The organism is Streptomyces sp. HD (assembly GCF_028369295.1).
Lineage (GTDB): Bacteria > Actinomycetota > Actinomycetes > Streptomycetales > Streptomycetaceae > Streptomyces.
The window spans coordinates 79811-103156 of the sequence record NZ_JAQMYP010000035.1 but is presented as its reverse complement, the minus strand read 5'-3'; the positions used below and the strand labels follow the sequence as shown (position 1 = coordinate 103156).

19 protein-coding genes and 1 pseudogene are annotated in these 23346 nt (G+C 70.9%); 12 read left to right on the top strand and 8 right to left on the bottom strand.

The window, feature by feature from the left end:
- Positions 1–108 precede the first annotated feature (108 nt).
- Genes POF73_RS30045 through POF73_RS30035 form a run of 3 tightly spaced genes read right to left on the bottom strand, consistent with a single transcriptional unit; the run spans position 109 to position 1372 of the window.
- Positions 109–423, bottom strand: coding sequence for a thioredoxin family protein (locus POF73_RS30045; protein ID WP_272121742.1), 315 nt, complete (start codon positions 421–423; stop codon positions 109–111).
- A 14-nt stretch (positions 424–437) separates the two neighbouring features.
- Positions 438–824 (bottom strand): MerR family transcriptional regulator, encoded by a 387-nt coding sequence (locus POF73_RS30040; RefSeq protein WP_272121722.1) that lies wholly within the window; start codon positions 822–824, stop codon positions 438–440.
- Positions 825–853: 29 nt separating this feature from the next.
- Complete coding sequence (locus POF73_RS30035; RefSeq protein ID WP_272121720.1) at positions 854–1372, bottom strand: Lrp/AsnC family transcriptional regulator; 519 nt, start codon at positions 1370–1372, stop codon at positions 854–856.
- Between the two features lie 45 nt (positions 1373–1417).
- On the opposite strand from POF73_RS30035, the gene POF73_RS30030 reads away from it, so the two are divergent.
- Entirely contained in the window at positions 1418–2332 is a 915-nt protein-coding gene (locus tag POF73_RS30030; RefSeq protein WP_272121718.1) for an NAD-dependent epimerase/dehydratase family protein, read from the top strand.
- Positions 2333–2345: 13 nt separating this feature from the next.
- A complete protein-coding gene (locus POF73_RS30025) occupies positions 2346–3287 on the top strand; it encodes an aldo/keto reductase (RefSeq protein ID WP_272121740.1) in 942 nt (313 codons plus the stop codon).
- Between the two features lie 26 nt (positions 3288–3313).
- Here the strand turns inward: POF73_RS30025 and POF73_RS30020 are convergent, their stop codons facing one another.
- Positions 3314–4810, bottom strand: a complete 1497-nt coding sequence (locus POF73_RS30020; RefSeq protein WP_272121716.1) for an AAA family ATPase — start codon at positions 4808–4810, stop codon at positions 3314–3316.
- A 172-nt stretch (positions 4811–4982) separates the two neighbouring features.
- Positions 4983–6377: a cation:dicarboxylate symporter family transporter gene (locus POF73_RS30015; protein WP_272121714.1), complete on the bottom strand. Its 1395-nt coding sequence runs from the start codon at positions 6375–6377 to the stop codon at positions 4983–4985.
- Between the two features lie 197 nt (positions 6378–6574).
- On the opposite strand from POF73_RS30015, the gene POF73_RS30010 reads away from it, so the two are divergent.
- Both POF73_RS30010 and POF73_RS30005 read left to right on the top strand, forming a co-directional pair.
- Positions 6575–8335: a sensor histidine kinase gene (locus POF73_RS30010; protein ID WP_272121712.1), complete on the top strand. Its 1761-nt coding sequence runs from the start codon at positions 6575–6577 to the stop codon at positions 8333–8335.
- Entirely contained in the window at positions 8332–9063 is a 732-nt protein-coding gene (locus tag POF73_RS30005) for a response regulator (RefSeq protein WP_272121710.1), read from the top strand. Before POF73_RS30010 ends, POF73_RS30005 begins: the two co-directional genes overlap by 4 nt.
- Positions 9064–9104: 41 nt before the next feature.
- Here POF73_RS30005 and POF73_RS30000 read toward each other — a convergent pair whose 3' ends face one another.
- Complete coding sequence (locus POF73_RS30000; protein ID WP_272121708.1) at positions 9105–9680, bottom strand: hypothetical protein; 576 nt, start codon at positions 9678–9680, stop codon at positions 9105–9107.
- Positions 9681–9779: 99 nt separating this feature from the next.
- On the opposite strand from POF73_RS30000, the gene POF73_RS29995 reads away from it, so the two are divergent.
- From POF73_RS29995 to POF73_RS29975, 5 genes are all read left to right on the top strand, one after another.
- Positions 9780–10637 (top strand): 5'-methylthioadenosine/S-adenosylhomocysteine nucleosidase family protein, encoded by an 858-nt coding sequence (locus tag POF73_RS29995; RefSeq protein WP_272121706.1) that lies wholly within the window; start codon positions 9780–9782, stop codon positions 10635–10637.
- 163 nt (positions 10638–10800) lie between these two features.
- Entirely contained in the window at positions 10801–12702 is a 1902-nt protein-coding gene (locus POF73_RS29990) for a tetratricopeptide repeat protein (protein WP_272121738.1), read from the top strand.
- Positions 12703–12772: 70 nt separating this feature from the next.
- Positions 12773–14164, top strand: a complete 1392-nt coding sequence (locus POF73_RS29985; protein WP_272121704.1) for an extracellular solute-binding protein — start codon at positions 12773–12775, stop codon at positions 14162–14164.
- Positions 14165–14186: 22 nt separating this feature from the next.
- Positions 14187–15161 (top strand): carbohydrate ABC transporter permease, encoded by a 975-nt coding sequence (locus tag POF73_RS29980; RefSeq protein WP_272121702.1) that lies wholly within the window; start codon positions 14187–14189, stop codon positions 15159–15161.
- 5 nt (positions 15162–15166) lie between these two features.
- Positions 15167–16015, top strand: coding sequence for a carbohydrate ABC transporter permease (locus tag POF73_RS29975; RefSeq protein WP_272121700.1), 849 nt, complete (start codon positions 15167–15169; stop codon positions 16013–16015).
- Here POF73_RS29975 and POF73_RS29970 read toward each other — a convergent pair.
- Positions 16005–18182 (bottom strand): tetratricopeptide repeat protein, encoded by a 2178-nt coding sequence (locus tag POF73_RS29970; RefSeq protein ID WP_272121698.1) that lies wholly within the window; start codon positions 18180–18182, stop codon positions 16005–16007. The genes POF73_RS29975 and POF73_RS29970 overlap by 11 nt on opposite strands.
- Before the next feature lie 101 nt (positions 18183–18283).
- On the opposite strand from POF73_RS29970, the pseudogene POF73_RS29965 reads away from it, so the two are divergent.
- From POF73_RS29965 to POF73_RS29955, 3 genes and pseudogenes are all read left to right on the top strand, one after another.
- Positions 18284–18976: pseudogene (locus POF73_RS29965) on the top strand (5'-methylthioadenosine/S-adenosylhomocysteine nucleosidase); the annotation flags it as partial.
- Positions 18977–19198: 222 nt separating this feature from the next.
- Entirely contained in the window at positions 19199–21064 is a 1866-nt protein-coding gene (locus POF73_RS29960) for a tetratricopeptide repeat protein (protein WP_272121736.1), read from the top strand.
- 367 nt (positions 21065–21431) lie between these two features.
- Positions 21432–22184 (top strand): helix-turn-helix domain-containing protein, encoded by a 753-nt coding sequence (locus POF73_RS29955; protein WP_443049663.1) that lies wholly within the window; start codon positions 21432–21434, stop codon positions 22182–22184.
- Between the two features lie 103 nt (positions 22185–22287).
- On the opposite strand, the gene POF73_RS29950 is transcribed toward POF73_RS29955, so the two are convergent.
- Complete coding sequence (locus tag POF73_RS29950; RefSeq protein ID WP_272121696.1) at positions 22288–23313, bottom strand: ATP-dependent 6-phosphofructokinase; 1026 nt, start codon at positions 23311–23313, stop codon at positions 22288–22290.
- Positions 23314–23346 lie beyond the last annotated feature (33 nt).

Genomic DNA, 23346 nt, shown 5'->3' with positions numbered 1-23346 from the left:
GCGACCGGAATTCCGCGAAGTCGCGAACCATTGAATATACGCAAAGAAATCCCCCGAGCGCAATTGCTCGGGGGATTTCTTGCGTTCCGGACAACATCCCGGACGGGATCACAGCACGTCGGCGAGTTCCTCCAGCAGTCGCCGCTTGGGCCGCGCCCCCACCATCGACTTCACGGGCTCACCGCCGCGGAACACCATGAACGTCGGCATGGAGAGCACCTTGTAGGCGTTCGTGGTCAGCGGGTTGGTGTCCACGTCCAGCTGCACCACCTTCAGCCGCTCCCCCTCCTCGGCGGCCAGGGCCGTGAGCACCGGCCCCATCTGCCGGCACGGCGGACACCAGTCGGCGGTGAACTCCACCAGCACCGGCAGCTCCGCCCCGATCACCTCCGTCTCGAAGTCCGCGTCCGTCACCTCGGCCACGCCGGCTGCCTTGATCACAGCTCCTGCCCTCCCAGTTCGCACAACGGTGGTTCCCCTTCGGCCATCGACAGCCGCAGGCCGATCTTGGCCCGCACTGCCTGCAACTCGCCGATCAACGCGTCGAGCTCGTCCAGCTTGCGCCGGTAGACCGCGAGCGAGGCGGGACACGAGTCGCCCTCCGGGTGCCCGGCCCGCAGACACTCCACGAACGGCCGGGTCTCCTCCAGGTCGAACCCGAAGTCCTGCAACGTCCTGATCTGCCGCAGCAGCTTCAGGTCGCTCTCGTCGTACGTCCGATACCCGTTGCCGCTGCGCCGCGCGGGCAGCAGCCCCCGCGACTCGTAGTAGCGCAACGTGCGCGTCGTGGTCCCGGCCCGCGCGGCCAGCTCGCCGATTCGCATGCGTACGAACGTAAGCCTTGACGCCGACGTCAGGGCAACCGTGGCAGCAGGGGCTTCCCCGGCAGCGGGGAGGACAGCACGATCGACGTCGTGGTGCGGCCCAGCGCCGAGGTCTGTTCGAGGATCTCCTCCAGGTGGACGGTGTCCTCGACGGCGACCTTGAGGATCCAGCAGTCCTCGCCGACGACGTGGTGGACCTCGATGATCTCCGGACGGTCGATCAGCTCCAGGGTGCGCGGGTGACGCAGGGTGTAGCCGCCGTGCGGGTTGACCCGGATGAACGCCTGGATGCCGTAGCCGAGCCGGGCGGGGGCGACCTGGGCGCCGTACCCCGAGATCGCGCCGGTCGCCTCCAGTCGCCGTACCCGTTCGGTGACGGCGGCCGGGCTGAGCCGCACCCGGCGGCCCAGTTCGCTGAACTTGATCCGGCCGTCGGTCTGGAGCAGCTCCAGGATCTGCCGGTCCAGGGCGTCGAAGGCCACCGATGTTTCGGTGGTGGTCGGGCGCAGATGCCGTGGTTCTTTCGGCGCGGTGACCGGATCTCCCATGTCTTCCCCTTCAGGACGCGGTGTATGGCCCGGAGAATTATGGTCATGGGAAAGGCACGAGAGGTACTGGTCATCGGCGGCAGCCGCTATTTCGGCAAGCGGCTGATCGCACGGCTGCTGGCCGCCGGGGACAGGGTGACGGTGCTCAACCGAGGGTCGTCGCCGCCACCGCCGGGGGCGGTCCACCTGGTCGCCGACCGCGGCGACGAGAAGTCCCTGACGGCGGCGCTGGGTTCGCGGACGTTCGACGCCGTGGTCGACCAGGTCTGCTACACCCCGCGACAGGCGGAGATCGCCCGCCGGGTCTTCGCGGGCCGCACCCGTCGTTATGTGCTGACGTCGACGGTGGAGGTGTACGAGTACGAGGACTCGATCGCCCCCGTGCGCGAGACGGACGTGGACCCGGCAGCCGTATCCGTCGACCTCGAACTCCCCTGGGACGACCCGGAGTTCCTCGACACCCACTACGGCGAGGGCAAGCGACAGGCGGAGGCCGTGTTCGCCGCCGCCCCGGCCTTCCCGTACACGGCGGTGCGCGTCGCCCATGTGCTGGGCGGGGACGACGACTTCACCGGCCGTATGACGCACTACGCGAGCCGTATCCGCGCCGGTGAGCCGATCGCCGTACCCGTGGTGAACCATCCGGCGACGTACATCCATGTCGAGGAGATCGCCGACTTTCTGTACTGGGCGGTGGGCCAGGACTTCACGGGCCCGGTCAACGCCGCCTCGCACGGTCTGCTGACCACCGAGGACCTGTGCGCCGAGATCGCCGCGCACCTCCTGGACGGCCGGACCGTCTTCCGACCCGTCGAGGTCGGCGACGTCTCCCCCTTCTCCTTCGCCCGTGCCTACGGCATGGACAACTCCCGTGCCACACGGCTCGGTTTCCGCTTCACACACGCCCGGCACTGGCTCCCGAAGGCCGTCGCCGAGACCCTTGGAAAGGACGGCGCCTGATATGACGACCGATATGCGGCACCGTGCTCTGGGCCCCCACCGCGTGAGCGCGATCGGCCTCGGCGCGATGCCGCTGTCCATCGAGGGCCACCCCGACGAGCGGCGCGCCCTGGCCACCGTGCACGCCGCCCTGGACGCGGGGATCACGCTGCTGGACACGGCGGACTCCTACCATCTGCCGGGCGCCGAACCCGGCCACAACGAACTCCTCGTCGCCCGCGCGCTCGCCGCGTACGGCGGCGACGCGGACGGTGTGCTGGTGGCCACCAAGGGCGGCCGGGGCCGACCGTCCCCCAGTGCCCCAAGGCCTGGGGGGACCCCCATCGGCAGCTGGACGGTCAACGGCGACCCCCGCCATCTCAAGGCCGCCGCCGAGGCCTCGCTGCGGCGGCTCGGCGTCGAGGCGATCGGCCTCTACCAGCTGCACAAACCCGACCCGGCCGTCCCGTTCGAGGAGTCCGTCGGCGCACTGCGCGAACTGCTCGACGAAGGCAAGATCCGGCTGGCCGGTGTCTCCAACACCGACGTGGACCAGATCCGCGCCGCCCACCGGATCCTCGGCGACCGGCTGGTGTCGGTGCAGAACCAGTACTCGCCGGCCGTCCGGGACAGCGAGGCCGAGCTCCGGCTGTGCGCGGAACTGGGGCTGGCGTTCCTGCCGTGGAGCCCGCTGGGCGGCATCTCCCGCAGCTCCCTGGACGGGCCGTCGCGGATGCGGGACTCGCGCTTCGGGGCGTTCCACGCCGTGGCGGAGGCACGCGGCGTCAGCCCTCAGCAGGTGTGCCTGGCCTGGCTGCTGGCCCGGTCCCCGGCCGTGATCCCGATTCCGGGGGCGAGCCGTCCGGAGACGATACGGGACTCGGCGGGTGCGGCGGAGCTGGTGTTGAGCGGGGAGGAGCTGGGGCGGCTGGACGGTGCGGGCGTCAAGGCCGAGGCCGTACCGGCCGCCGGTTGACGTCGCGGGCGGCGGCCGGGCCACGGTCAGGCCCGCAGAGCCGTCCAGTCCCCTTCGCCTTCCTCGTCCCCCTCCCCGTCTCCGTCTCCGTCCTCGCGGACTCCGAGCAGGCGGCGGGTGAGGCGGTCGTGGTCGGAGAGGAGTTCGTCGAGTGCGGCGCGGACGTCCTCCGCCTCCGTACCGGCCGACTCGCGTTCCGCCGCGATCAGTACGGCGCGCCGGACCAGTTCCTTGGTGAAGGAGGCAGTCGTACCCTCCGTGCGGGTCACGACCTCGTCCGTGATGTCCTTGCCGAGGCCGAGTCCGGTGCCGTAGAGGCCGAGGAGGCGGGCGCGGCCGTCAGCGTCGGGCAGCGGGATCTCCACCGCGAGGTCGACGCGGCCGGGGCGCTGGACGAGGGCCGGTTCCAGCAGGTCGGCACGGTTGGTGGTGAGCAGGAAGGCGACATCGGCGTCGTCGCCGAGGCCGTCCATCTCGTTCAGGACCTGGAAGAGCAGCGGCTGGTCGCCACCGCCGTAGTCGCGGGCCTCGGCGATCAGGTCGCAGTCCTCCAGGACGACGAGCGCGGGCTGGAGCATCCGGGCCAGGGCGCAGGCGGGGCCGATGGCCGAGATGCTGGTGCCGGCGAGGATCACCACCGTGAACTGCGGGAGGTGGGAGAGCAGATAGCGGATCGTGTGGGTCTTGCCGGTGCCGGGCGGGCCGTACAGGAGGAGTCCGCGGCGCAGGTGCTGGCCCGCCGCGCGCAGCTGTTCCCGGCGCCGGGCGACGCCCATGACCTGGCGTTCCAGACGTTCGAGGAGGCCGGCGGGCAGCACGATGTCGTCGCGGGTGAGGTCGGGGCGGCGGTGGAAGCGGAACGGTCCCAGGCCGTGCCCGAACTCCGAGCCCTCGAAGGAGAGGACCTGGCCGCGGAAGACGTTGTGCGCGCGTACGAGGGTGTCGAGCTCGGCGAGCAGCCGGTCCGCGAACTCCTTGTCCCGGGCGAGGACTTCAACCTCGACCTTGTTGCGCCCGTACTCGTCCTGCGGCCCGCGCAGCAGCACCGCGAACCGTTCGTCGCCCTCGCTGCCGAGGTAGAACCCGCAGGAGACGCAGGCCAGTTCGGTGTCCGGTGCGACGGGCAGATGGGCGTAGTCGACGGCGCCGATCACGAAACGGTCGTAGCGGTCGGCCGCGTCGAGGATGTCGCCGAGCGTCAGGTCGCCGTGGTGCTGGGCGCCGCGCAGGCCGATCAGCTCGTAGGAGCGGGCGGGGTCGGCGCCGAACCAGCGCTCCAGGGCGAGATGGACGTTCGGCAGGTCGTACGGCGCGTACGCCACCTTGACCACGGGGCGGTCGCTGGGGGTGGATCCGAGGTGGGCCATCAGCCGGGTGCTGAGGTTGCGGCCGTCCTGCTGGTCCTTGCGCGAAGCGCGGGTGACCGCGGTCAGGAACTCGAAGAACAGGTCGCTTATTTGGTCCAGTGAGACGGGGGACGCCTCGTCGCCGCCGAGTGAGCCGGTCGATACCTCTGCCGCCATGCGCGCCTCCTGCCGGACGGCCTGCGTCGGGGCCTCCAGCGTGTGGCCCGGTCGGGCGGCTGGTCAAAGGGATTTCGACGACATGGCCGGACGCCCGGTCCCGGTTCAGGCGGGTCCGGGCGTCCGGAGTGAGGGGACCGGGCCGGGCTCGAAGGCCGGGCCGGTCGGCGGGTCAGGCCTTGGCGAGTTCCTTGTCCTCCTTGTCGCCGCCCTGGTCCGGAACGCCGGCCGAGGCGCCGTGGGCGTCGTCGAGGAGGGTCGTCTCGTCGAACGGGAGCCGGCCGGTGAGCACCTGGTCGACCTGGTCCCGGTCGATCTCCTTGGTCCAGGTGCCGATCAGGACCGTGGCGACGGCGTTGCCCGCGAAGTTCGTGAGGGCCCGGGCCTCGCTCATGAAGCGGTCGATGCCGACGATGAGGCCGACGCCGTCCACCAGGGCGGGCTTGTGCGACTGGAGGCCACCGGCCAGCGTGGCCAGACCGGCGCCGGTGACACCGGCGGCGCCCTTGGAGGCGACCAGCAGGAAGAGCAGCAGCGGGATCTGCTCGCCGATCGACATCGGCGTACCCATGGCGTCGGCGATGAACAGGGACGCCATGGTCATGTAGATCATGGTGCCGTCGAGGTTGAAGGAGTAGCCGGTCGGGACGGTGATGCCGACCACCGGCTTGCTGACGCCGAGGTGCTCCATCTTCGCGATGAGGCGCGGCAGCGCGGACTCGGAGGAGGAGGTGGACAGGATCAGCAGGAACTCACGGCCCAGGTACCTGAAGAGCGTGAAGATGTTGAGGCCGGAGACGATCCGCAGCAGCGCGCCGAGCACGATGAAGACGAAGAGGAAGCAGGTGACGTAGAAGCCGAGCATCAGGATGGCGAGTTCCTTCAGCGCGTCGATGCCGGCCGACCCGGTGACGGCCGCGATGGCACCGAAGGCACCGATCGGCGCGGCCCACATCACCATGGCGAGGATGCGGAAGACGAGCCGCTGGATGTGCTGCACACCGCGCAGGATCGGCTCCCCGGTCGAGCCCATGGCCTGCAGCGCGAAGCCGGCGAGCAGCGCGATGATCAGGGTCTGCAGGACCGATTCCGACGTGAACGCGGAGACCATCGTGGTCGGGATGAGGCTGAGCAGGAACTCGGTGGTGTCCTTGGCCTCCGAGTCGACCTGCTCGTGACCGGCGTCCTTGATGGCGTCGGTGATCTGCAGGCCCGTGCCCGGCTCCAGGATGTTGCCGACGACGAGACCGATGCCGAGCGCGACCAGCGACATCGCGAGGAAGTAGACCAGCGCGATACCGCCGACCTTGCCGACCTTGGCGGCCTTGCGGACCGAACCGATGCCGAGCACGATCGTGCAGAAGATGATCGGCGAGATCATCATCTTGATCAGGTTCACGAAGCCCGCGCCGATGGGCTTCAGCTCGACCGCGAAGTCGGGCGCGACCAGACCCACGGTGATACCGAGGGCCACCGCGATGATCACCGCGATGTAGAGGTAGTGCGTGCGGTCCCGCTTGGCGACGGGTGCGGCAGGTGCCTTGTCGGGTGAACTGGCGGCGGCCACGGCTGCCCTCCTTGACGTCTTCGTCGGTTGTCACCGGCGTGCGGCTCACGTCCGGGGTGGGGGTTCGCTGACCGGCTCGCGGGCCCTGGGGACGGGGGCGTACTACTCAGCGATGCGGTGACTATCTCCTGCCGTGTGAGGGCGGTCACCCTTCCGTTCATTTAGTTCACAATCAGCCATGGAGGCAGACTGACGACATGCGCATCCCCGTCCCCCGGCCCCGCAGCCTGGCCGCCCAGCTCTTCGCGATGCAGGCCGTGCTGATAGCGGTGCTCGTCGCCGGGTACGCGGTGTTCACCTACATCAGCGACCGTGGCCAGGCCGAGGACGCGGCGGGCCGCCAGGCCAAGGCGGTGGCCCAGTCGATCGCCGACGCCCCGACCGTGCCGGAGGCGATCCGTACCGCCGACCCGACGGCCGAGCTCCAGCCGTACGCGCTCCGTGTCCAGCACGACGCCGAGGTCGACTTCGTCACGATCATGAACCCCGAGGGCATCCGCTGGACGCACCCCGACGAGGAGCAGATCGGCCAGCACTTCCGCGGCCACACGGCGCGCGCCCTGCGCGGGGAGCCCTTCACCGAGACGTACACCGGCACGCTCGGCCCCTCCGTGCGGGCGGTCGTGCCGATCTACGACGGGGGGCGGGACCCGGCGCACATCGTCGGCATGGTCAGCGCGGGGATCAGGGTCGAGGCGATCAGCAAGCGGGTGCAGGACCAGCTGACGGCGCTGATCGGGGTGGCGGCGGGCGCGCTCGCGCTCGGCGCGATCGGCACGTACGTGATCAACGCCCGGCTGCGCCGGCACACCCATGGCATGAACGCGGCCGAGCTGAGCCGGATGCACGACTACCACCAGGCCGCGTTGCATGCGGTGCGTGAGGGGCTGCTGATGCTGGACGGGCAGTACCGGGTGGCGCTGATCAACGACGGGGGGCGGGAGCTGCTGGGCGTGGCCGGCGACGTGGTGGGCCGGTCGGTCGCGGAGCTCGGCCTGCCCGCACCGCTCACCGGGGCGCTGCTGGCCTCGGAGCCGAGGGTCGACGAGGTCCATCTGACGGCGGCACGCGTCCTGGCCGTGAACACCTCACCGGTGTCGGGCGGAGAACGCCGCGGCACGGTGGTGACACTGCGCGATGTGACCGAACTCCAGTCCCTGATGGGCGAGTTGGACTCCGAGCGGGGCTTCACCCAGGCACTGCGCTCGCAGGCGCACGAGGCGGCGAACCGGCTGCACACGGTGGTCTCCCTGATCGAGCTCGGGCGGGCCGAGGAGGCCGTCGAATTCGCGACGGCCGAGCTGGAGCTGGCCCAGGCCCTGACGGACCAGGTGGTCGCGGCGGTCAGCGAGCCGGTGCTCGCGGCCCTCCTGCTGGGCAAGACGGCGCAGGCCAACGAGCGGGGCGTGGAGCTCGTCGTGTCGGAGGACAGCCGCCTGGACGACGGCCTGCTGCCCGACACCCTGCCCGCCCGGGACCTCGTGACGATACTGGGCAACCTGATCGACAACGCGGTCGACGCGGCGCAGGGAAGCGTGGGTGCACGGGTGACGGTGACGGCTTACGCCGAGGGCCGCGAGGGCGGCGAGCTGGTGCTGCGGGTGTCGGACACCGGGGCCGGGGTGGGCCCCGCGCTCGCCGAGGCGGTGTTCCAGCGCGGCTTCTCCACGAAGCCGGCCGGGCCGGGTGGCCGGGGGCTGGGGCTGGCGCTCGTACGGCAGGCCGCGGTCCGGCACCAAGGGGTGTTGTCGGTGACGGAGGCCGACGGGGGCGGGGCGGTGTTCGAGGTGCGGTTGCCGTTGGTGGAGACCGTGCCGGGGGGAGGCGCGGGTTCGATGGAGGGTTCCTCCGGGACGGAAGGTTCCCCTGGGGCGCAGGGTTCCTCCGGGGCGCGAGGTTCCCGTTCGACGGAGGGGGCCGGTTCCGGGGGCACGGCGGTTTCGAGAGGTGACGTATGACGGCGTCGGACGAGCAGGCGATTCGTGTCCTGGTCGTGGAGGACGATCCGGTGGCGGCGGACGCGCACATGATGTACGTCGGCCGGGTGCCGGGCTTCGTCGCGGTCGGAAAGGCGCACACGGGCGCGGAGGCGCGGCGCGCGCTGGAGCGGACGCCGGTGGACCTGCTGCTGCTCGACCTGCATCTGCCCGATGTGCACGGGCTGCAGCTGGCGCGGTCACTGCGGACGGCCGGCCATCACGCGGATGTCATCGCGGTGACGTCGGCGCGGGATCTGGCCGTGGTGCGGGAGGGGGTCTCGCTCGGGGTCGTGCAGTACGTCCTGAAGCCGTTCACCTTCGCGACACTGCGGGACCGGCTGGTCCGGTACGCCGAGTTCCACGCGGCGGTGGGAGAGGCGAGCGGGCAGGACGAGGTGGACCGGGCACTGGCGGCCCTGCGGGCGCCCGGGCCGGCGGCCCTGCCGAAGGGGTTGAGCGCACCGACGCTGGAGCGGGTGACCGGGGCCGTGCGGGACGCCGGGGAGGGGCTCACGGCGGCGGGGGTCGCCGAGGCCGTGGGGATTTCCCGGATCACGGCTCGGCGGTATCTGGAGCACCTGGTGGAGGCCGGAAGGGCTGAGCGGAAGCCGGTCTATGGGCAGGTGGGGAGGCCGGAACTGGTCTATCGGTGGGTTTCGGGACCGGGGACGGCACCGGGGACGGGAGCAGGATCGGGGGCCGGGTAGGCCGACTGGTTCTCGGCCGAGTTCTCCCGCTCCTACAGGGCTCAGCCGGCGCTGTTCCCCGCCGCGTCTCCCGCCGCCGACCCGAACGGCAGCGCGTACAGCACGACGTACGCCGCCAGCCCAGCCACGGCGAGCGCCTCCAGCAGGGACAGCAGCACGAGTCCCGTCGAGGTCTCGTCGCCGGCCCAGTACACGATGAGCGCGCTCAGGGGTACGACGCAGAAGGCCAGCAGGTCGACGACGAGCTGCACGACCTTGCGCGACACGCGTCGCGCGTCCCCCCGGTGGAAGGTCTCCCACCCGAACACGGCCTCCGTACCGGCGAGTCGAGCGAGTCCGGGCCCCAACTCGCCCCTGACGTACCTCCCGATCGCCGAGATCTTCTCGTCGTTGACCAGGTACGTCCACCCGAGCACCACACACACCGGCGGCAACGCCAGCAGCATCGACGTCTGCTTCGCCTGGGCCGCGGCGGCGATGACAGCGGCGACGACCGCGAGGGTGACGTACAGCAGGTTGTCCCGGAAGCCGATGCGGGCCTTCTGCTCGTCCTTCAGGCTCTGGTACTCGGCGAGCAGCAACTGCCCGACGGTGACGTCCGACTCCGTACCGGCCATGACGGCGATCCCCTTTCCCCGGCCCCTGGTCCTCTGGCCTCTGGTCCTTCGGTGGCCAACGACCCGCCCGGGCCTGCCACTTGGCAGTACCTTAAGGGGGTGTCAGAGACTTCTCCCAGCGTTGTCGTCCTCACCGCGCTCCCCGTCGAGTACGACGCCGTACGCGCGCACCTGGACGACACCGAGGAACTCGTCCACGCCGACGGAACCCGTGTCGAACGCGGCCGGCTCGCGGGCACGCCCTGGACGCTCTCGATCGCCGAGCTGGGCGAGGGGGCGATGAACGCCGCCGCGCTCACCATGCAGCTGGTCTCCTGGCTCCGCCCCGAGGCGCTGCTGTTCGTCGGGGTCGCGGGCGGGCTGAAGGACGACATCGAGCTCGGCGACGTCGTGGTCGGCACCAAGGTGTACGCCGTCCAGGGCGGCAAGCTGACACCGGACGGCTTCGAGGCGCGCCCCGAGGTCTGGCACGGCTCGCACCGGCTGGTGCAGGCGGCGCGGTCGGCGTTGCGGGAGCTGGCCGGGGAGGGGGTGCGGGGGCACCGTAAGCCGATCGCCTGCGGGGATGTCGTCCTCGCCGATCACGAATCCGCCTTCGCGGACTTCGTCCGACGGAACTACGGCGACGCGTACGCGATCGAGATGGAGGGTTCCGGGGCGGCTCACGCGGCGCATCTGAGTGGGCAGTTGGACGCGCTGGTGATCCGGGGGATCAGCGACCGGGCCAACGCCGACAAGGGGGACGACGACGCGTCCGGGTCACAGGAGCGGGCTGCCGCGCAGGCGGCTGCCGTGGCGGTGGCGGTGCTGCGGAAACATCGGCCGCGGGGTGGGGCGTCCGGGTCCGACGACTCCGAGGAGGGGCCCCATCGGGGTGGGGGCGACCACATCGACTTTCGGGGCGGGACCTTTTACGGCACGGTCATCGGTAAGCAGACCGGTGGAGGCCGGGGGTAGGGGTACCGTCCACGGGCCGGTACCGCGCGCGAGCGCGACGCTGCCGCCGCGGCCGTTGGCGTTCACGGGGCGGTCGGCGGAGCTTGGGCGGTTGCTCGCACAGCTCGCGTCTGATGCGGGGGACTCGGGTGCGCTTCCTGTGCTCATCTTCGCCGTCACGGGGATGGGCGGTATCGGGAAGACGGCGTTGGCGGTCGAGGCTGCGCATCGGGCCTGTGCGGAGGGGTGGTTCCCCGGTGGGACGCTGTTCGTGGATCTGCGGGGGTACGACGACGATCCGGTGACGGCGGATCAGGCGGTGCTGGCGCTGCTCGATGCGATGGGTGTGCAGGGGGCGGAGCTGCCGCAGGAGGCCGCGCGGCAGTACGACGTCTACCGCAGGCTGCTCTCCGAACGGCGGAACCGCACGCTGCTGATCCTGGACAACGTCTCGGACCCGTCCCAGTTCCGGGATCTGCTGCCCGGCACGGACCATCACCGGGTGCTGATCACTTCGCGGGACCGCCCCGACTCCCTCCCCGTACGCCTCATCGACGTCGAAGCACTCGCCCGGGACGACTCCGTCGCCCTCGTGACCCACGCCCTCCATGCCGCCGACGAACGTGACGACCGCCCGGAGCGGGAACCGCAGGCGCTGCGTGAACTGGCCGAGTTGTGCGGGCACTTGCCGCTTGCCCTGCACATCGCCGCCGCGATGCTCCGTCGGCGGCGGCACCGTGGCATTGCCTCGCTGGCGGCCGAGATCAGGGAAGCCGAGGATCCCACGGCTGTCCTGGACAACGGCAGCACCGGCACGGACCTGTACGGCCGCTCACTCGCCCTGCGGCCGGTCCTGGAGACGTCGTACCGCCGACTGCCGGCCGAGCATGCCCGGCTGCTGCGTCTGCTGGCCCTGGCACCAGGCGCCGACACGAGTACGGAGGCCGTGGCCGCCTTGATCGACTTGGCCGTGAATGCCGCCATGGGGCTGCTGGAGGACTTGGCGACCGCTGGTCTTGTCACTGCGGTTCCGCAGGGTGGGGGTGTGCGGTGGCGATTGCATGACCTGGTGCGGGCGTTCGGGGCGGGTGTCGTGAGCAGGGATGCGGACTTTAGGGAGGAAGGGGATACGGCGCGGGAGCGGCTGCTGGGGTTCTACTGTCAATGGGCAGATGCGGCGGATGACCGACTGCGGTGGATCCCGGGAAATCCGGAGCCGGAGCGGTACACAAACCGGGCTCAGGCGCTGGCGTGGCTGGACGCAGAGCGGGCGGGGCTGGTGGCGGCCGTGCAGTGGGCGGATGAGGAGCGCCACGCGGAGAACGCGGTGCGGCTGGCCGAGCGCATGGCGGAGTATCTGTCCTGGCGGCGGTACTTCGACGACTGGATCACCACTGCGCGTGCCGCCTGGGAGGCAGTCCACCGTGCAGGGGACCCGGGCAGCGAAGCCGATGCTTGTAACCGCCTCGGCGTCGCTCTACGGGAGGCGAGCCGGACGAGGGAGGCGATCGACGCGCTCACCCGCTCTCGCGACCTGTGCCAGGCAGTTGGGGACAGCCTCGGCGAGGCGATGGCGTGGGGCAACCTCGGCCTTGCCATGGGCGAGGCAGGCCGGGTGAGGGAGGCGGTCAATGCCCATACCCGCGCCCGCGTCCTGTTGCAGCGCGCCGGCGATCGCCACAGCGAGGCCGGCGCGTGGACCAACCTCGGCATTGCTCTGCAGGCCGTGGGCCAGGTAGAGAAGGCGATCGACGCCCACAGCTACGCATGCAGCCTTTACCAGGTCCTCGGGGACCGATGGCGCGAGGGCACGGCATGGCACAACCTGGGCGAGGCCCTGCGGGAGGCAAACCGGGCGCAAGAGGCCATTGAGGCATACGGCAAGGCTCTGGCCGCCTGCCGCGAGTTCGAGGACTGGTATGGCGCAGGCATGACCCTTTCCAGTCTGGCTCTCGTCACCCACGAGGGCGCCCACCGCCCCACCGAAGCCCGCGCCTACTACCTCCAAGCCGCCGATGCCTACACCATGGCCAACGCCCCCGCCGAAGCCGCCGACGCCCAATCCGCCGCACACGCATTGACCTGACTAGACCACTCAACCTACGTTCACCAGGCAGCCATCCCCGCGCCACAACGACGTGCGCCCGCAGGAGGTCATGCCCGTGCGCCCCACCGCCACCCGCCCCACGCTCCCCGCACTGCTCGCCCTCACCCTCGCCGCCGCAGGCACTCTCACCGCCTGTGGCAGCGGCTCCGGCAGTGACCCGGACACCGTCAAGGTCTCCTTCAAGCAGTCCACGGACAACTCCATCAAGGTGATGGACACCTACCTCGCGGACATCAAGAAGCAGTTCGAGAAGGCGAACCCCGGCAAGAAGGTCGAGCTCGTCCCCATCAAGGCCCCGGACTCGGAGTACTACACCAAGCTCCAGCAGATGCTCCGCTCCCCCAAGACCGCCCCCGACCTGGTCTACGAGGACACCTTCCTCATCAACTCGGACATCACCAGCGGGTATTTGAAGCCCCTCGACCCGTACCTCGCCAAGTGGCAGGACTGGGACAAGTTCATCGACACGGCGAAGGCAGCGGCGCAGGGCGAGGACGGAAAGACGTACGGCGTCCCGGACGGGACGGACACCCGGGGGCTGTGGTTCAGCAAGGACATCTTCAAGAAGGCCGGCCTGCCCGCCGACTGGCAGCCGAAGACCTGGGACGACGTCCTCGACGCCGCCCGGACCGTCAAGGAGAAGGTCCCCGGCGTCATCCCCCTCAACGTCTACACGGGCAAGCCGGTCGGCGAGGCCGCCACCATGCAGACGTTCGAGATGCTGCTGTACGGCACGGGCGCGAGCGGCGGCACCTCGGACCCGCTGTACGACAAGTCCGCCAAGAAGTGGATCGCCGGCGGCCAGGGCTTCAAGGACTCCCTGTCCTTCGTCGAGACCGTCTACAAGGAGAAGCTCGGCCCGGACGTCTCCGACGCCCTCGATCCCAACGTCATGACCCGGGTGCGCGGCGAGTGGCTGCCGAAGGGCAAGCTGGCCATCGCCCTCGACGGCTCCTGGCTCCCGCAGGACTGGCTGCCCGGGAGTGGTCACGAATGGCCCGAGTGGTCGGACGAGCTGGGCCTCGCCGCCATGCCCACGCAGAACGGCCAGGCTCCCGGCAAGGTGAGCATGTCCGGCGGCTGGACCTGGTCCATCCCGGCCAAGGCGGGCAACCCCGACCTGGCCTTCGAGTTCATCAAGACGATGCAGACGAAGGCGAACGCCCAGAAGTGGTACGTCGCCAACTCCGGCATCGCCGTACGCAAGGACGTCGCGGACGACCCGGCGTACACCGACGCCCAACCCGGCATCAAGTTCTTCACGGACCTCGTCGCGAGCACCCACTACCGCCCCGCCTACCCGGCGTATCCGAAGGTCTCCACCGCCGTCCAGGAAGCGATGGAGGGCGTGACGACGGGCGACATGTCGGTGGCGGAGGCGGCGAAGGGCTACGACGAGGAGCTGAAGTCGGCGGCGGACGGAGAGGTGATCGAGAAGTGAAAGACGGCGAGGACGACCGCCCATGACCGCCGAAGCACCGCACGACGCAACGGGCCCGACGACCGGCAAGTCCCCCTCGGGCCCGCTAACTTCACTCCCTACCTCCCACACTCGTGCTCGCCCCCACCCTCACGCCCCGCTTCACCGCACCCTCGCCCGCGCCCTCCCCGTCTCCCCCGCCCTGGTCCTCCTCGTCCTCTTCCTGGCCGGCCCGATCGCGTACTGCGCCTACATCGCCTTCACCGACCTCCAGCTGACCGGCCAGGCCGAAGACTCGTTCGTCGGCCTCGACAACTTCCGTACGGCGTTCGGCGACGAGGCGTTCGTCAACGCGGTCTGGCTGACGCTCGTCTTCACCGTCATCTCGGCGCTGCTCGGCCAGAACACCCTGGGCCTGGCGCTGGCCGCCCTGATGCAGCGTGCGTCGAAGCCGATCCGCACGCTGGTCGGCGGCATCGTCATCACCGCGTGGGTCCTGCCGGAGGTCGTCGCGGGCTTCCTCCTCTACGCCTTCTTCCGCCGCGAGGGCACCCTGAACGCCATCCTGGACTGGCTCCAACTCCCCACCCAGAACTGGCTGTTCACCCTCCCGATCCTGGCGGTGTCCTTCGCGAACGTCTGGCGGGGTACGGCCTTCTCGATGCTCGTCTACTCGGCGGCGCTGAACGAGATCCCGAAGGAGATCACGGAGGCGGCCGAGGTCGACGGCGCCGGCGGCTGGCGCCGGATGTGGCACATCACGCTCCCGATGATCCGCCGTTCGATCGGCACCAACCTGATGCTGATCACCCTTCAGACGCTGTCGGTGTTCGGGCTCATCTGGGTGATGACCAGGGGCGGCCCGGGCGGCAAGAGCCAGACGCTGCCGCTGTTCATGTACGAGGAGGCGTTCCAGAAGAGCATGATCGGCTACGGCACCGCGGTGGCCCTGCTGCTTCTGGTGGTGGGGTCGCTGTTCTCTGTGGTCTATCTGCGTCTGCTGCGAACGGAGGTCTGACACCCATGTCCCGGACGCCCCGTACTCCTTCCTCCCGACGCACCACTCATCGCCTGGCCGCCGACGCGGGTCTGCTGGCGGTGGCCGTGGCCTTCGCGCTGCCGTTGGCGTGGGTGGTCCTCTCCGCGCTGGACACGGACGCGGGGCTTCAGGTGAAGCTCCCCGACGGCGTGACCCTGGACAACTTCGACGCCGTCCTGACCCCGGACATCACGTTCACGCCGCTGCTGAACAGCCTGCTCCTGTGCGGCGGCGGGACGGCGCTGACGGTGGCGTGCGCGGCGCTGGCCGCGTATCCGCTGTCGCGGTTCCGGTCGCGCTTCAACCGGCCGTTCCTGCTCACGATTCTCTTCGCGACGAGTCTGCCGATCACGGCGATCATGGTGCCGGTGTACGCGTTGTTCGTGCAGGTGAATCTGATCGACACCATGCAGGGCACGATCTTCTTCTTCGCGGCTTCTCAATTGCCGTTCGCCATCTGGCTGATGAAGAACTTCATGGACGGCGTGCCGAAGGAGCTGGAGGAGGCGGCCTGGACGGACGGGGCGTCGTCGCTCCAGTCACTGGTGCGGATCGTGTTGCCGCTGATGGGGCCCGGGGTGGCGGTGGTGACGGTGTTCTCGTTCGTGATGATGTGGGGGAACTTCTTTGTGCCGTTCATGTTGCTGCTCACGCCGGATCAGATGCCTGCGGCTGTGAGCATCAATGAGTTCTTCGGGAATCGGGGGACTGTGGTTTACGGGCAGCTGGCCGCGTTCTCGATCATTTACTCGACGCCGGTGATTTTGCTTTATGTGCTGGTGGCGAGGCGGTTGGGTGGGGGGTTTGCGTTGGGTGGGGCGGTCAAGGGGTGAGGAGGCCGGCTGCGGCGGTGCGGGCCTCGGCGGCTTTGTGAGCGGCGTCGGCGCGGGTGAAGGCGTCGGCCGCCTGGAGGTAGTGGGCGCGGGCTTCGGCAGGGTGACGGGCTTGTTTGTGGGCCGAGCCCAGGTTCTGCAGGGTCTGGCCCGCCCGGTACCAGTCCTCGAACTCGCGGTACACCTCCAGCGCTTTGCCACCCGCCTCGATGGCCTCCCCCGTCCGCCCGGCCTCCCGCAGGATGACGCCGAGGTTGTTCCACGCGTCCGCCTCGCGGTGGCGGTCTCCGACGGCCCGGCACAGGTCGCGTGAACGGGTGTGGGCGTCGATCGCCTCGTCCGCCCGGCCCGCCGCCCACAGGGCAACGCCGAGGTGGTTCCACGCGATGGCCTCCCGGTGACGGTCCCCGACACTCCGGAACAGCTCGCACGCCCGGGTGTGGGCGTCGATCGCCTCCTCCACCCGGCCCGCCTCCCGCAATGCCAGGCCGAGATGGTCCCGCGCGACGGCGTCACCGTGCCGGTCCCCGGTGCTCTGGAACAGGTCGCGGGCGTGGGTGTGGGCGTCGATCGTCTCCTCCAGCCGGCCCGCCTCCCTCAGCACCAGTCCGAGGTTGTTCCACGCGATGGCCTCACTGCGTCGCTCTCCGGCGCCGTGGGCGACTGCTCGGGCAGCATGGCCGACGGTGATCCCGTCATCGAAGTACCGCCGCCACAGCAGGTACACCGCCAGACTTGCGGCCAGCACCACCGCCTTTCGCACGTGCCGCTCGTCGCTCGCCCACTGCACCGCCGCCACCAGCCCCGCACGCTCCGCGTCCAGCCACGCCAGCGCCTGCCCCCGGTCCGCGAACCGCTCCGGCTCCGGATTCCCCGGGATCCAGCGCAACCGTGCGTCCGCCGCACCCGCCCACCGCAGATAGAACTCCAGCAATCGCTCCCGCGCCGCCTCTCCCTCCTCCCGCAGATCCGTCTCTCCCGCCACCACCCCCACACCGCACACCCGCACCAGGTCGTGCAGCCGCCACCGCCCGTCCTCGCTCCCCCGCTCGACAAGGTGAGCGCGGGCCAGCGCGTCCAAGGTGCCGGTCGGCGGGACCTCGTCCCCGGTCAGGGCAGTCACGGCCGCAGTGGTGACCTCGGCGCCCGGAACGAGGGCCAGCAAGCGCAGCAACCGGGCCTGCTCGGGCGGCAGTCGCCGGTACGACAGGCCGAAGGCGGCCCGAACCCTGGGGTCACCGTCGTCGAGGCCGTGCAGGGGGTCACGGAACTCGGCGAGCTGGGCCGCGAGCTCGGCGACGGCCTTCTCCGGGTCCAGCACCAGCAGCGCCGCCGCGAGCTGGAGGGCGAGCGGCAGGTGCCCGCAGCGAGCGGCGACGTCCATGGCCGCATCGCGCTCGTCGGCGACCCGGCTGTCGTCCGGGTCCGCGATGCGCAGGGCGCGGTCGAGGAGCTCGTGCGCCTCGCCCGGCGTCAGCTCGGCCAACGCCACCATTCGCGCGCCCAGTTGGGGAAGCCGGCCGCGCGAGGTCACCAGGAGGCGATGCCGTGCGTCCCCGGGCAGCAGCGGTCGCACCTGATCCGGAGCGGAGGCATTGTCGGCCATCACCAGCACCGCTCCGTGCTCCCGCCCCCGTTGCGCCAGGAGCGACCTGTACAACGCGCCGCGCTCGTCCGCCCGTACCGGAATGTGCTCCGGCTCCACACCGAGCGCCCGGAGCAACGCCTCCAGCGCCTGCTCGCCAGTGACGGGATCGTCGTCGTACCCGTGCAGGTCCAGGAAGAGCACCCCGCCCGGAAACCATCCCCTCGCACACGCCTCGTGAGCCGCCTCCACCGCGAGCGCGGTCTTGCCGATGCCGCCGGTCCCGGACAGCGCGGCGACCGGCCCCGACCCGCCACCGCCACCGCCACCGGCACCGGCACCGGCACCGGCACCGGCACCGGCACCGGCACCGGCACCTGAAGGGTCGAACGCGTCAAGGAGTCGTCCCAGCTCAGTCCCCCGTCCGGCGAACCCGGTCACCCGAGCGGGCAGGGCGTCCAGGGCGGTGGGCGCGGCGGCGTGCTGGTGAATGGTCCCGTGCGCGACTACGAGCCCCTTGAACTCCGCTCCCCGAAAGTCGAGATGATCCCCGCCGTACCGCCCGTCGTCCTCGTCGTCCATCGCCGCCCCCGCACCGCCGCCGAACCCGGCCTGCCAACAAGGTACGCCCTCATCAACCACCCAACTCCCGCTGCGACCAGCCCACTTGGCAGTACCGTGAAATGGTGCCCACCACCGCCCCCACCATCGCCGTACTCACCGCCCTCCCCCTCGAATACCGGGCGGTCCGCGACCACCTCCCGGCCACCGAGACCCGCGTGCACCCCTACTACGGCACCCGTGCCGAAGTCGGCCGGCTTCCCGGAACACCCTGGTGGGTCGCCCTTCTGGAACTGGGCGAGGGCACGCTCACCGCAGCCACCCTCACCGAGCGGGTGCTGACCTGGTTCGCCCCACAAGCGGTCCTCTTCGTCGGCGTGGCGGGCGCCCTCAAGGAGGACATCGCGCTCGGTGACGTGGTCGTCGCCACGAAGGTGTACGCGATTCACGGCGGCAAGGAGACCCCCGACGGCTTCCTCGACCGCCCGCTGACCTGGCCGGCCCCGCACCACCTCGACTCGGCGGCCCGCCAGGCCCTGCGCGGCGTACCGCACGTCCACTTCAAGCCGATCGCCGCGGGCGACGTCGTCCTGTCCGACGCGGACTCGCCCCTCGCCCACCGCATCCGGGAGCACTTCAACGACGCCGTAGCCATCGAGATGGAGGGGTCGGGGGTGGCCCACGCGGCCCATCTCGCCGGCAGGGCGGGCGCATTGATCATCCGGGGCATCAGCGACCGGGCGGACGCCGGCAAGGCGCAGGCGGAAGCGCGGGGTTCCCAGCGGTACGCCGCCGAGCGGGCCGCCGACGCGGCGATCGCCGTACTCCGCGAACTGGAGCCCAGGGAGACGGCACCTCCGTCACGCGCTCCCCACCGGGCCGGGGCCGCGGGCCCGGCGCACGTCCCCGTCCCCACCGCCTCCACCGTCCTCCCGCCCCGCCCCCTCGGTTTCACCGGCCGGGCCGCGGACCTGCACCGGCTGCTCGCCCATCTCGACCCCACCGCCGACGGCCCGGCCACCGCCCGCCCGCTTCTCATCTCCGCGCTCACCGGCATGGGCGGCATCGGCAAGACGGCGCTGGCGATCGAGGCGGCTCACCAGGCGCGGGCGAAGGGCTGGTTCCCCGGCGGGACGCTCTTCGTCGATCTGCGCGGGTACGACGACAACCCCGTCACCTCGGACCAGGCGGTCCTCGCCCTCCTCGACGCCCTCGGCATACGCGGCCCGGATCTGCCGAGGACGACGGCCCGCCAGTACGACACGTACCAGGTGCATCTCGCCGAGCGCCGCGCCCGGACGCTGCTGGTGCTGGACAACGCCTCGGACCCGCCCCAGTTCCTGCGGCTCCTGCCCGGCTCCGGCCACCACCGCGTCCTGATCACCTCCCGCGACCGCCCCGACTCGCTCCCGCTGCACATCGTGGACCTGGAGACCCTCCCCGAGGACGAGGCGACCGCCCTCGTGACCACGGCACTCAGCAACGACCCGCACGACGACCGCCCCTCCCGCGAGCCTCAGGCCCTGCGTGAACTGACCGTTCTCTGCGGCCACCTGCCCCTCGCCCTCCAGATCGCCGCCGCGATGCTGCGCCGCCGCCGCAGCCGCGGGATCGCCACCCTGGTCGCCGACATCAAGAAGGTCGGCGACGCGCTGTCCGTCCTCGACAACGGCAGCCGGGGCACGGACCAGTACGGCCGTTCTCTCGCCCTGCGCCCGGTCCTGGAGACGTCGTACCGCCGGCTGCCGGAAGACCAGGCCCGGCTGTTGCGTCTGCTCGCCCTCGCTCCCGGCAGCGACACCGGTACGGAGGCCGCGGCCGCCCTCGCGGGCCTCGACGAGGATGCCGCGGTGGGGGTCCTGGAGGACCTGGCCGCCGCATGTCTCGTCACGGCCGTGCGGGCCAAGAGGGATGCGGGGAAGGGGGATACGGCGAGCGGGGATGTGCGGTGGCGGCTGCACGACCTGGTGCGGGCGTTCGGGGTGGGCGTGACAGCCGGGGATCCGGGTCTGCGGGAGGAGGGGGAGGCTGCTCGGGAGCGGCTGCTGGGGTTCTACTGGCGGTGGGCGGACATCGCGGACGACCGGTTGCACTGGCTGCCGGGAAGGCCGGAGCCGGTGCGCTTCGGGGACCGGGCGCAGGCGCTGGCCTGGCTGGACGGGGAGCGGGCCGGGCTGGTGGGGGCCGTGGAGTGGGCCGCAGAGGAGCGGTACGCGCGGCGGGCGGTGGGGCTGGCCCTGTGCCTGGCGGAGTATCTGCGCTGCCGACGGTACTTCAGCGACGGGATCGCCATCGCCCGTACGGCCGGGCACGCCGCGCGGCGTGCGGGCGACCGGCTCGGTGAGGCTGCTGCCTGGACCAAGCTCGGCAGCGTCCTGCGCGAGGCGGGCCGGGCCGAGGAGGCGGTCGAGGCGCATGGCCGCGCCCGCGACCTGTTCCGGGCCGCCGGTGACCGGCTCCGCGAGGCCACCGCATGGAACAACCTCGGCAACGCGCTGCGCAAGGCCGGCCGCTCGGGGGAGGCGGTCGACGCCCACACCCACGCCCGCGATCTGTTCCGGACGGTGGGCGATCGTCACCGGGAGGCGATCGCCTGGAACAACCTCGGTCTCACGCTCCAGGACACCGGCCGGGCGGAGGAGGCGACGGAGGCCTACGGGAAGGCGCTTGAGATCCACCGGGAGTTCGAGGATTGGTACAAGGTGGGCCAAACCCTACGAAACCTTGCCGCGAGCCATGAGAGGGCGCAGCGATTCTCCGAGGCCGGGTCCTACTACCTCCTCGCATCCGACGCCTTCGACCGGGCCGATGCCGACACCGAGGGCGCCATGACCCGTGACCGGGCCCGCGAATTCGGCCAACCTCCCACGCCTCCGCCGCACCCGATGCCGCCCTTCCAATAGACGGCTCCCCCAACGTCGGGATTGAGCCGCCCCTCAGCCGCCTCCCGGCGACCGACCGAGGTATCGAACCTGACGCACCCCTCTTCGGGGTTCGTTCAGACGACCGAAAACCGCAGGACTCCCGTCATGAACCACCAAGAGATCGTCATCAGGAAGCGCTCGCGAATATGCCTCTTGACCTTGCCGTTCGCCAACCCCCACCACCCGGCGACCGCCCCCCTCTCCATCCCGGCGCCACCACCCTCACCGCCCGTCCCACCGCCGCGGACGATCTCCCCCGTCAACGAACCCACCAGTAGCCGTAGCTTCCTACAATCCGTAATCCTGGCCGAACAGACCGTAGTCACCCCACTCCGGCCGCCCTACGTTGTGGGCCGTGCGCCGACCCCCAGCCCAACCGAACCAGCCGAACAACCCCAACCGCTCCAGCCGCCGGACCCCACCCACTCCCCCTTTCGACGCCCCCGCCGCCCGCAGGCTCCGGGCCGCCCTCAACATGGGGCCCGAACATGTCGCGTACGGCATGCGCGCCTCGTACGGACTCCCCTATGTCACCGAGGACCTGGTGATCGCCTGGGAGCGCGAGCTCGCTGTCCCCACCAGCGGTGAACTCACCGCACTCGCGGGGGTGTTGTGGTGCTCGCCCAGCGAGCTGCTCGGCAAGCCGCGGACCTTGCGTGAGCACCGGCTCGCCCGGGGTCTCGCGCCCGAGGACGTGGCCCGTACCGTCGGGCACGACCTGCCCGCCTATCTCCGCATGGAGGAGCTCGACGACTGGCGCGGCACGGACCGTCAGTCCGCCGCCCTCGCCGAGTTGCTCGGACTGTCGCTGCCGGACTTCATCACCGTCACGGGCCGCGACGCGAAACTCGCAGACCTGCTGCGCAGTGCCGTGACGACGCGCTGGCAGGCGTATGTGCGACCGGTCGGCAAGATGGTGCCCCTGGACCGGCGCGCGCTGGAGACCGCCCTCCAGGAGCTGCACCAGGACTACCAGGGGCAGATGACCGCGACCCTGAGCTGGGGCGGCGACAACAGTGACTCCAGCGCGGCCGGCCGCGAGTTCCTGAGCCGGATCGTGGACCGCTTCTGGACGACGCTCCAGGCGATCAGCCCCTGAGCGGAACCCGTGCCCCCGGGCGGGCGCACTCGCGACCGGGGCTCGCGGCCAAAGGCACGCAGCCGAGGGCTCGTGGCCAAGGCTCGTGACCGAAGGCTCGTGGCTAGAAGACCGACTCGGCCTCGTCCATCCGGTCCTTCGGCACCGTCTTCAGCTCGGTGACCGCCTCCGCCAGCGGCACCATCACGACGTCGGTGCCGCGCAGCGCGGTCATCCTGCCGAACTCGCCCCGGTGCGCGGCCTCCACCGCGTGCCAGCCGAAGCGGGTGGCGAGGACACGGTCGTACGCGGTGGGTACGCCGCCGCGCTGGACGTGGCCGAGGATGACCGGCTTGGCCTCCTTGCCGAGGCGGCGCTCCAGCTCGAACGCGAGGGCGGTGCCGATGCCCTGGAAGCGCTCATGGCCGTACTGGTCGATGTCGCCCTTGCCGTAGTCCATGGTGCCCTCGGCGGGGTGGGCGCCCTCGGCGACGCAGATCACCGCGAACTTCTTGCCGCGCGCGAAGCGCTCCTCGACCATCTTGACGAGGTCGGCGGGGTCGAACGGGCGCTCCGGGAGGCAGATGCCGTGCGCGCCGGCCGCCATGCCGGACTCCAGCGCGATCCAGCCCGCGTGGCGGCCCATGACCTCGACGACCATCACCCGTTGGTGGGACTCCGCCGTCGTCTTCAGGCGGTCCATGGCCTCGGTGGCGACGCCGACGGCCGTGTCGAAGCCGAAGGTCCGGTCGGTGGAGGAGATGTCGTTGTCGATCGTCTTCGGAACGCCGACCACGGGCAGGCCCGCGTCGCCGAGCATCCGGGCCGCGGTCAGCGTGCCCTCGCCGCCGATCGGGATCAGCGCGTCGATGCCGAACCGGTGGATCATGTCGGAGGCGTTCTCGCAGGCCTCGCGCAGGCGGTCGCGCTCCAGTCGGGAGGAGCCGAGGATGGTGCCGCCGCGGGCCAGAATGCCGCTCACGTCGTTCAGGTCGAGGGCCCGGAAGCGGCCGTCCAGCAGGCCCGAGTACCCGTCCTCGAAGCCGATGACCTCGTCGCCGTAGTCCGCGACCGCCCGGTGCACGACCGACCGGATCACGGCGTTCAGGCCGGGGCAGTCGCCGCCTGCGGTGAGAACTCCGATGCGCATCGTGCTGTGTCTCCTGCTCGCTGTTGATACCGG